At 42.6% G+C, this 9,363-nt stretch carries 9 protein-coding genes; 4 read left to right on the top strand and 5 right to left on the bottom strand.

Going from position 1 to position 9,363, the window contains the following annotated elements:
- The first annotated feature begins 45 nt into the window (after positions 1-45).
- Positions 46-285 carry a hypothetical protein gene (locus PN447_RS00845; RefSeq protein WP_271760073.1) on the top strand — a complete coding sequence of 80 codons (240 nt, stop codon included), beginning with the start codon at positions 46-48 and terminating at the stop codon, positions 283-285.
- 126 nt (positions 286-411) lie between these two features.
- On the opposite strand, the gene PN447_RS00850 is transcribed toward PN447_RS00845, so the two are convergent.
- From PN447_RS00850 to PN447_RS00860, 3 genes are read right to left on the bottom strand one after another with little or no spacing between them, the layout of a single operon-like run.
- Entirely contained in the window at positions 412-1,545 is a 1,134-nt protein-coding gene (locus PN447_RS00850; protein ID WP_271760074.1) for a Gfo/Idh/MocA family protein, read from the bottom strand.
- A 44-nt stretch (positions 1,546-1,589) separates the two neighbouring features.
- Complete coding sequence (locus PN447_RS00855; RefSeq protein ID WP_271760079.1) at positions 1,590-2,732, bottom strand: DUF1822 family protein; 1,143 nt, start codon at positions 2,730-2,732, stop codon at positions 1,590-1,592.
- A gap of 41 nt (positions 2,733-2,773) precedes the next feature.
- On the bottom strand, positions 2,774-3,919 hold the full coding sequence (locus tag PN447_RS00860; protein ID WP_271760075.1) for a sigma-70 family RNA polymerase sigma factor: 1,146 nt from the start codon (positions 3,917-3,919) through the stop codon (positions 2,774-2,776).
- Between the two features lie 457 nt (positions 3,920-4,376).
- Between PN447_RS00860 and PN447_RS00865 the strand changes: the two genes are divergently transcribed.
- A complete protein-coding gene (locus PN447_RS00865) occupies positions 4,377-4,844 on the top strand; it encodes a DUF2214 family protein (RefSeq protein ID WP_271731012.1) in 468 nt (155 codons plus the stop codon).
- Positions 4,845-4,848: 4 nt separating this feature from the next.
- Here PN447_RS00865 and PN447_RS00870 read toward each other — a convergent pair whose 3' ends face one another.
- Positions 4,849-5,448, bottom strand: a complete 600-nt coding sequence (locus PN447_RS00870) for an MBL fold metallo-hydrolase (RefSeq protein WP_271760076.1) — start codon at positions 5,446-5,448, stop codon at positions 4,849-4,851.
- Positions 5,449-5,774: 326 nt separating this feature from the next.
- Between PN447_RS00870 and PN447_RS00875 the strand changes: the two genes are divergently transcribed.
- A complete protein-coding gene (locus tag PN447_RS00875) occupies positions 5,775-6,137 on the top strand; it encodes a four-helix bundle copper-binding protein (protein WP_271760080.1) in 363 nt (120 codons plus the stop codon).
- A gap of 118 nt (positions 6,138-6,255) precedes the next feature.
- Here PN447_RS00875 and PN447_RS00880 read toward each other — a convergent pair whose 3' ends face one another.
- Entirely contained in the window at positions 6,256-6,867 is a 612-nt protein-coding gene (locus PN447_RS00880; protein WP_271760077.1) for a peroxiredoxin, read from the bottom strand.
- Positions 6,868-6,997: 130 nt separating this feature from the next.
- Here PN447_RS00880 and PN447_RS00885 point away from each other — a divergent pair, with 130 nt between their 5' ends.
- On the top strand, positions 6,998-9,019 hold the full coding sequence (locus tag PN447_RS00885; protein ID WP_271760078.1) for an amylo-alpha-1,6-glucosidase: 2,022 nt from the start codon (positions 6,998-7,000) through the stop codon (positions 9,017-9,019).
- Positions 9,020-9,363 lie beyond the last annotated feature (344 nt).

A 9,363-nucleotide genomic window follows, 5' to 3' on the forward strand; every position in this document is an offset into this window, starting at 1 on the left:
ATTCCGGAAAAAACTATCGCTACAAATACTTGAGGAGCAAATAAAATGGCTAACATTATTCTTTCTGAACTCAACAATGCTGGTGTGGAATTATTTCAAGATTCTGAAAGTTTTCTCAATGAACTTAAAGATGTAGATGCTATTTCCGGCGGTAGCGACACTGATTCCACTAGTGGATATGTCAGCGATATTTCTACATTAACTAAGTTAGCTGAAGCCTTTGTAACCACCTATGCTATTGGTCATGTTACCTACCTAGCTAAGTCATTTAGTCATGCTTACTAATGACCTCATCGCTCCATTTAATTAGGATCTCAGTTTACTAGATAGCTGTTCAGGGATACACCTATTAATTATTATCCCTGACAGCTATAGCGTTTCCCCGCAGGGAATCAATTAGTGTCTACTTGATTAGACACCATCAGTGAGGAACTTTTCCAGGTTGGGTACATCTACCCAACTTGATGTTGTGTGAGATTTATGAGATAAATCCATTAACAATTGAGAATAAACCCCTTCTCGCAAAGATGGGACTATTGGCTGTTGGCGTTCAATTCCTTGTACCCATTGGTCTACTACACGGGTAAATGCACAAATACGCCCATCGGCGTGATGTTGGGGAAAAACTAACCGGTTGGGTATTTCAATTTCTTGGAGAGGTTGACCAGGTTGGGAACCCCACACCCTAAATCCATGTATATAATCTTTTTGATTTTCACTACCTAAAACTAGGGTACCGCGATCGCCATACACTTCTATCCAATGTGTGCGAGATGCGTAAACTACAGCACTGATCGCAACTTGACAAGGTGTACCATCAGCTAATTCTAAAGATAGCAGACAGTTGTCATCTGTATTGACTGGTTTTAATTCTCCAATACTGGGGTCAACCCGTGCGGGAATGGCGGTACTCAAGTAAGCGTTTAATCTGCTGACTGGTCCAAAGAGCCAGGAGATATAATCAAAGGCGTGGGAACCTAAAGAACCTAAAGCACCGCCTCCCTGATCTTGACAGGAATACCAGTTCCAGGGGCGTTCGGTATCCGCGCGGGAAGAACCTAACCAATCAATTTTAATTAAGCGCTTGTTACCTACATAGTTTTTAGCTAATAATTCGGCGAATAATTGCCATCCGGGAACAAAGCGAAATTCAAAATCTACTATAGCAGTTACGCCTTGTGCTTGGGCTAATTGATATAATTCTTTAGCTTCTAAGACATTTAAAGTTGTGGGTTTTTCTAATAATAAGTGTTTGCCGGCTTGCAGGACTGCCCTAGCCATTTCATAGTGGAGAAATGGGGGTGTTGCTATACTCACCGCTTGCACTGCTGGTAATGCCAAAATATCGGTAATATTGTCGCAGGCGTGGGGGATATTATGAGTGTGGGCGATGGTTTGGGCTTGATGAATATCTCGATGATAAACAGCAACTATTTCGGTGCGATGATGGGCTGTAAATCCAGGAATGTGGACTTTTTGACCAAATCCAGTACCGATAACTGCAACACCAATTTTATTTTGATTGATGGGGATTTGAGAAGGCATAAAGTCGAGATGGGGTTTTCCTGGGAAAATTTGATGTTTTTATGTTAAAATTTTAATATTTCTCGGTCATAGTTATCGGGAAGGGGTTCTATTTCCCAGACTATACCTTCTCCTGGTTCTAATGCAACCTCTATATAAAGTTGTTCCACCGCAGTGGTGGCCATATCTTCATTGTTGGGAAATGGTTGTAAGTCTTCGGTGAGGAGTCTGAGTTTAAAACCCCCAGGAATGGCTGCGCCTATAATAGTATGACGTAACTCAAACCGCCAATGTGTGATCTGGGGTTGACCTTGGGGTGTAATCACCAGTTCATATAATTGACCCGCGATCGCTAGTTGGCGCGATAAAGTCACTCTTGGTTGATTTTCCGTGATATTTCGCGCCCCAGCCCTATTGGGTTGCAGATTGATCTTTTCCCACCCCACTACCATTTCCGACACACCGCTGTTTAACCATTGTGTCACTGAGCGTTGTTCTGGTAGTCCCAAACGTTGTTCATATAATCGTTGTCGCCAACCCCCATGGCCAATTAATCCCCCCCACAATGGAAAAGGCACTGTTAAACCGGGGTTAATCATGGCTGGATTTCCCAGGCGGGTAATTAAATTTTCCGCTTGTGCTTGTGGTATAGTTGGTAAATCTATGATGGCAGTTCGTGTAATTTCATCAATACAAAATTCTCGCGCCACGCTTAATACACTCATATCGGTAATGATATAATCTTGCTCTAGAGCATAAATGCGATCGCTTGGCTGATAATTACCTTTGGTTTTGAGTTGTTGATGGGTACAATAGCCCCAAACCCTAACATAGCCATCATCTGGTTCTACTTGCACTCCTAAGTAATAATCCCCCACCCAGGTAGGAATATCTACCCATTCCTGGGGTACACGCAATTCACTACAATCAATATTTTCACTGGGAACCAAAATAAATCTCACTGCGTCTACTGTGATAGCAGTACCATTGACTAGCTCCCAAAAACTGGGTAAAGCCGTAGTATTAGGCCAAACTTGGGCTTGGGGTGTGAAGTCTGACTGTAACCAAGGTAAGACAGCAGCCAAACACAGTTGATTGATATAGGCTTGATAATTGTTCCGAGAGTGAATTGCAGATTGTATAGTATCTGGAATTGCTAAAATTATGTCTGTAAAAACACAATTTAAGAAGGGGGTATTAATATTCATGGGGTTTTCTCCGGATAATTTGGCGGCTTTTCCTCTACGCATTAAGTAGAAATGCTGTAGTATTTTTGCAACCATTCCTCAATCACAGGACTCATGCTAGTTAGTAGGTCTGTGTTGACGGAAATATGCAAAGTATTCCGACTCCAATTAGCCAGAGTTCGCAGTAATATTGTTTTAGCTGTTGTCAATCGCCGGGAAACTGTATATTGCTTGATTTCTAACTGTTTGGCAATGACATTTTGATTGTGCTGTTGACCATAGTATAGTTGTAAAATCTTTTGCAATTGCGGTTCAAGTTGGGTGATGGTATCCCCTAAAACTTGGTTAATCTGCATTTGCACACCAGCGCGGGTTTGGGCTTCTTCAGCGGCGATAATTCCATCGATTAAAGATGATTGTTCGGTTCCTGGTATATCTACCCCTGGTAGATAATCAAGGGAATCCCTCCGGGGGTAAAGATATTTTCTCACCGCTGTGGCCGCACTTAGGAGCCAGTTTTCTAAGGTTTGGGGGTTGACTTTAGAGCCAGTGTGTGTATTATAAATCTGGGCGATCGCTTGCCAAATTTGCTCATCTGGTGGAGCCAGTTGGCGACAATTACCAGGTTGGGGGATATACAAAGTTTTAAAACATTGCCAAGCCACGATATAAGTGTTAATCGTATCTGCGGACAACCCAGCATTTTTGAGAGCGTCATGGAATCGCCTTTGTGATGTTTTCCTTAACAGACCCCAGTCTGTACAAATATCCACTTCCCCAACTTGGCGACAATATTCCCGGATAGCATTCCCAAACACAATACTGGCATAACTTTTCAAACTACTGCTGTAATTAGGATTAAAACCTTGGAGAACTTTATTAACTTGGGCGATCGCTATTTGAAAACAATCTGATATTTTGTATTGGGTACTCAGGAAGTTAGCGACTGTTTTTTGAGAACTCCAATAGCAAGCTTCTTGTAAATATGCTGTCAGATGTTGCTGGGCCAAAAATTTAGTTGCTGCAACTTCCCAAGACTTATACCAATATATAACCCAAAAGTTTTCAGTTGTATTTTTTGAGGTTTGTTGTAGGCAATTTTGAATGCTGCGACGCAATCTTGATTCTGTCGCCCAATGACTGAATCTGTCTCCCTGAAACTGTAAGAAGGTGGAAAAAATTTCTATGATAGTAGGCCGGGGTTGCATAAAAAATGAGAACCTGACCTAAAGAAAAAATGCCAGGTAAAATAATACCAGCACTTTACTACACAAAAGATAATCACAATATCTAAAAAAATGCGGTTTATGTTGATTCACCAAAGAATATTATCTAAAACTTAGGATAACAAATAATATTCGGAAATTTCAACAGATCAAGATTAATAGTTTTAGCCGTTACTAATAATCATTACAGGACTGTTTGTGATCACAAATAATTGCCTGGGTCTGGGCGAATATGATGCTGTGCTAGGTGGTAGCCAGGAAAACTGAAAATAACCCTCTATTTTATACTCTTTAACTCACGAACTACACTGGTGGTCAAACTTAGGCAATACAGATTAGCCGGTTTAGTGTACAATTTATAAGGAATTGACCGAAAATAAAAGATGAGATAGTTTCGGCTCCAAAATAAATACTAAAATCGCAAAATCTAGAAATTGTTATGTTGATAAGTGCCGTTGTTGCATATTTGCATTACTTGGGGTTGATGTTGTCTTTTGGAGCGCTAGTTTTAGAGATATTCATCTTAAACTCTCAAAAGGAGTTGAGCTTAAATGAGGCTTGGAAAATTGTCATCGCTGATACAGTATATGGTATATCAGCAGTAATGATTTTAGCTACAGGTGTATTACGTGTTCTTTACTATGGTAAAGGCTCCGAGTACTATTTAAATAATCCTGTTTTTTATACGAAAGTAGCCATCTTTCTGTTAGTAGGTGGTTTGTCTTTGTATCCCACAGTTTCTTTTATTAGTTGGGTTCCTGCTCTACAAAAAGGCACAGCCCCCAAGGTAGAATCAACTCAAGTAAATCGTCTCATCTGGTTAATTAGAACTGAAATTGTTGGTTTTGCACTGATTCCCCTGTTGGCTGCACTCATGGCCAGGGGAATAGGTTACCCAGTGAGTTGAGTAATTATAAGGTCGCTAGCAAATCCTGCAAGCGATCGCGACCATCGCGAAACACAGGCCAACCATCCCCCACCAATACAGCTTCTACGTGGGGTAGTGCTGCTAGGCGTTGCACAGAAGCCACAGCCGCTTCACGGTTGAGCAACTTCTCATCAGGTAAGATGGTTAAACTACCAGCCTTGCGGGCGCGTACAAGGTCTCCTGTAATCAAAGTTGTTTCCTCTAGTAACAAAGCCAACTCCCCCGGTGTCTTAGAACCTTGGAGTTCTAACACCTTTAATCCGGGGACAACTTCATCACCATCACCTAACCAGCGATCGCAACGTAGGGGAAAACTATCCTTTTCCCCCACCGGACCGGCGATTTTAGCATAAGTTTGGTCAGCGATTTCCTTAGCAGACCTGATATGCTCAGAATTAGTCAACACAATCCAACGCACACCACCGAGGGATTGCAAATGATTCCAATCATGATTTGATAAAGCCACTGGGTCAATGAGGATATTTCCCTGTGGACGTACCCAAGCAACCCCATGGAAATCAATATTTCTTGTGGGATTGAAAGTAGACCAGCCATATAGATCGGGACGGTGTAGAGATTTCATAAAAATTCTGGTTTAGTACCTTCAATAGCTCTGGGTTTATAGTTCAATTTCCATAATGTATCAATAATCCCATCTTTAATTCAATGCTTATAGCCATTTTTTTGCAATTAGCCCCGGGGTGATCAGCTTAACCACTCAATTACTCGCAAAGTATTTTAGAGCCGCAGCCAAGGAGGTGAGGAGATGAGAAAAAAATTCTCACCATTTTATAGTCAGGATATGACTTTATATCAATCAAATTTACGAAAAAAATGCCATTGACCCTAAAAAAAATCTCATTACTGTTATAAGTAGTGCCTAGGTCAGTAATTCAGGAGGTATTTACAATGATGATGATGATGACTGAAACCATGACTACTGAAATGCAAAACTGCATCAACGCCTGCATGGAATGTCACAAAATCTGCCTGGAAACCATGACTCACTGTATGAGCAAAGACGGTAAGCAAATCAACAAGGGCATTATGAGTATGGTGCGTGACTGCTCAGAAATGTGTATGATGTGCATGAATATGATGATGGGCGGTTCGGAATTCATGGGGCGCACTTGTATGCTTTGTGCCGAAATGTGCGATCGCGTTGCTACAGCTTGCGAACAGATGAGCAAAGATCAAAAGATGATGCAATGCGCCGCCTCTTGTCGTCGCTGTGCAGCAGCTTGTAGATCCATGGAAATGATGCCTGCCTAAGTATAGCACCTAGATATACCTAGATATAATTTAGGCCTTTTCACCTAATTTATTGAAAAAACGAGAGATGTAAACACCGTTTACATCTCTCGTTCGTCAATCCGACTTAAACAAAAATCTAGACAGCAGAGAAGTAAACCTTAGACTTCACAGGGTCAGGATTCATAGTTTTATCACCAGGTTGCCAACCAGCGGGGCAAACTTCCTCAGGGTGAGACTGAACATGCTGAAGTGCTTTTAATGTCCGCAGAGTTTCATCAACACTGCGCCCAAAAGCCAAGTTATTAATGGTAGCGTGCTGGAGTACACCATCTTGATCGATGATAAACAGACCACGCAAAGCAATACCGGCGCTGGGGTCAAGGACGTTGTAAGCGGCGCTAATTTCTTTCTTAATGTCGGAAACTAGGGGATAATTGAGGTCACCCACACCACCAGCCTTGCGGTCAGTTTGAATCCAGGCTAGGTGAGAGAACTCGCTATCCACGGACACACCGAGGACTTCAGTGTTAATTTGCTTAAATTCTTCGTAGCGATCGCTGAAGGCTGTGATTTCAGTGGGGCAAACAAAGGTAAAGTCTAGGGGGTAGAAAAACAGAACGACATACTTACCACGGTAGTCGGAAAGTTTAATTGTTTTAAATTCTTGATCTACCACAGCAGTTGCTGTAAATTCAGGAGCCTGTTGACCAACACGGAGGCATCCTTCTGTTGCGTAAGTGAGGGACATGAAGCCAATTCTCCTTAGACTGATATACGTAAAAGAGCGTTGAAACTCGGGTCAGTTCACACTTACCCGTCTAAAATTTAATTACAAACTGTTACGACTATATCATAGTCATAACGATTTTGAGTAAAAAATGCCTGATTTAGACACAAGAGAATGGTTACTAACTAATGGCTTGGGGAGTTTTGCTAGTGGGACGATTTCAGATGTTCGCACCCGCACCTATCATGGTTGGCTATTTGCCGCCACTAATCCCCCCTGTGGGCGTACCCTGTTGTTTTCCCACCTGGAAGCCAGTTTAGAAGTCTCAGGGAGGGTGATCCCACTAGGGACAAACTGCTGGGGTAATGATGAAATTGCCCCCCAGGGTTACAAGTTGCTGCACTATTTTGATATTAACCCAGTTCCCCAATGGATTTGGAGACAAGACAATTGGCAACTCAGTAGAGAGTTAATCATGCCCCACGGTTTAGGGGACATTTGTAAACATCAGTTACTAATTAAGTATTATTATCAAGGTAAATTCTCAGTAAAACTACGGCTGCGGCTGCTGATAGGCGATCGCGATTTTCACCACCAACAAAAAGGTCATCCAGGCTTAGAGTTTTCACAATTACTGGGTGAGAATCAAGTTTGTCTCCAAGCCATATTTCCGGGGGGATTCGGTACACCATGGTATTTGCGCTGGAGTCGGGGGGAATATCAAGCCAATAGGGTTTGGTACTGGGATTATTTATTACCAGAAGAGAAAAAACGAGGATTAGGCGATCGCGAAGACCTCTACACTCCTGGCTACTTAACAGTTAAACTAGAACCGGGAGATGCCATTGTTCTAGAAGCACAGATGGGTTTTCCTGACCCACAGCTAGGTCTACTCACCCCAGAAATTTTTACCGCTGCGGTGGAAGCAGAACAAAAAAGACTATCCCAAATTTTTGGCTGGGTAACCCATAAATCCTCCTCATCCCCGATTTGGCAAAAATTATTAAAAGCCAGCGATCAATTTATTGTTCATCGAGCTTCCATTGCTGGACCCACGGTGATTGCTGGTTACCACTGGTTTAATGACTGGGGACGTGACACCTTGATTGCTATACCTGGTTTAGCTTTAGTCACCGGGCGCTTTGAACTAGCTAAAGGACTATTACAAACCTTTGGGCGTTACTGTCGTCACGGTCTGATACCTAATGTTTTTCCTGATGTTGATGGTGAACCCTCTTATAACAGTATTGATGCGGCTTTATGGTGGATTGAAACTTTAGGGCTATATTTAGAAGCTACCGAAGATTGGGAGTTTTTGGCGGCTCAGTTTCCCATTGTGCAACAAATTCACAAAGCTTTTATGGGTGGGACTCATTATAATATCCAAGTTGATGCTACTGATGGCTTAGTGAGTTGGGATGTCCCCGGTATGGCTCTTACCTGGATGGATGTGGTAATTGACGGAGAAGCTATTACCCCCCGCAATGGTAAAGCAGTAGAAATCAATGCTCTGTGGTATTCCGCTTTATGTTGGATGAGTAAATGGGCGCAACGCTTAGGGGAAATGCAGTTAGGGGATTGCACCCGCTTGGTAAAGCAAGCCTGGCGTTATAGTCAGCAAGCGGAACAAGTAAAAATTTCTCTACAAAAGTTTTGGAACCCATTAGGTTATTTATACGACACTATAGAATTAGATGACCGCCGTAATGCCCAGATTCGCCCTAATGCAGTGATAGCATTGTCCTTGCATCATTGCGGCTTTTCACTACAGCAGAGCCAGGCTGTAGTTGATTTAGCCACTGTGCGTTTACTTACTCCCTATGGTTTGCGGAGTCTGGATACATCTGACGCTGCTTATATCGGTAAATATATTGGAGATTCCCTACAGCGCGATCGCTCCTACCACCAGGGGACTGTTTGGGCTTGGTTGATTGGTCCGTTTACTCGGGCTTGGGAGCGTTCTTACCCCCAACTACCTTTACCCTTTGATTGGCAACCATTACTAGATCATTTCCTTTGTGATGGTTGTATACAATCGATTTCAGAAATTTTTGATGGGGATTTTCCCCATACCTCTAAAGGTGCGATCGCTCAAGCTTGGTCAGTTGCGGAAGTAATTAGACATTTTCCACCAGGGTTGTATAATAGCACACGGGTGACGGTTGACGGTTGACGGTTGACGGTTGACGGGTCAGGGTTTAAGAGCTACGACCACCGGGAGCCAGGGGTTAGAAACCCCTGTCTGATAGCTAAAGTCGGATAAATCCGACTGGGTGTTAACTGTTGACGGTTGACGGTTGACTGTTGACGGGTCAGGGTTTAAGAGCTATGACCACCGGGAGCCAGGGGTTAGAAACCCCTGTCTGATAGCTAAAGTCGGATTTATCCGACTGGGTGTTAAATATAACTTTATAAATAGGGTTAACAATCATTGCCTAGAGTACTATATGTAAGCCACTAGTCCACTAAAAGTGGACTTTCGCTATCAGACGCTTAATTTATTCCCCGGCTAATGGC

It is taken from the genome of Anabaena sp. CS-542/02, from assembly GCF_028331085.1.
Classification (GTDB): Bacteria; Cyanobacteriota; Cyanobacteriia; order Cyanobacteriales; family Nostocaceae; genus Anabaenopsis; species Anabaenopsis arnoldii.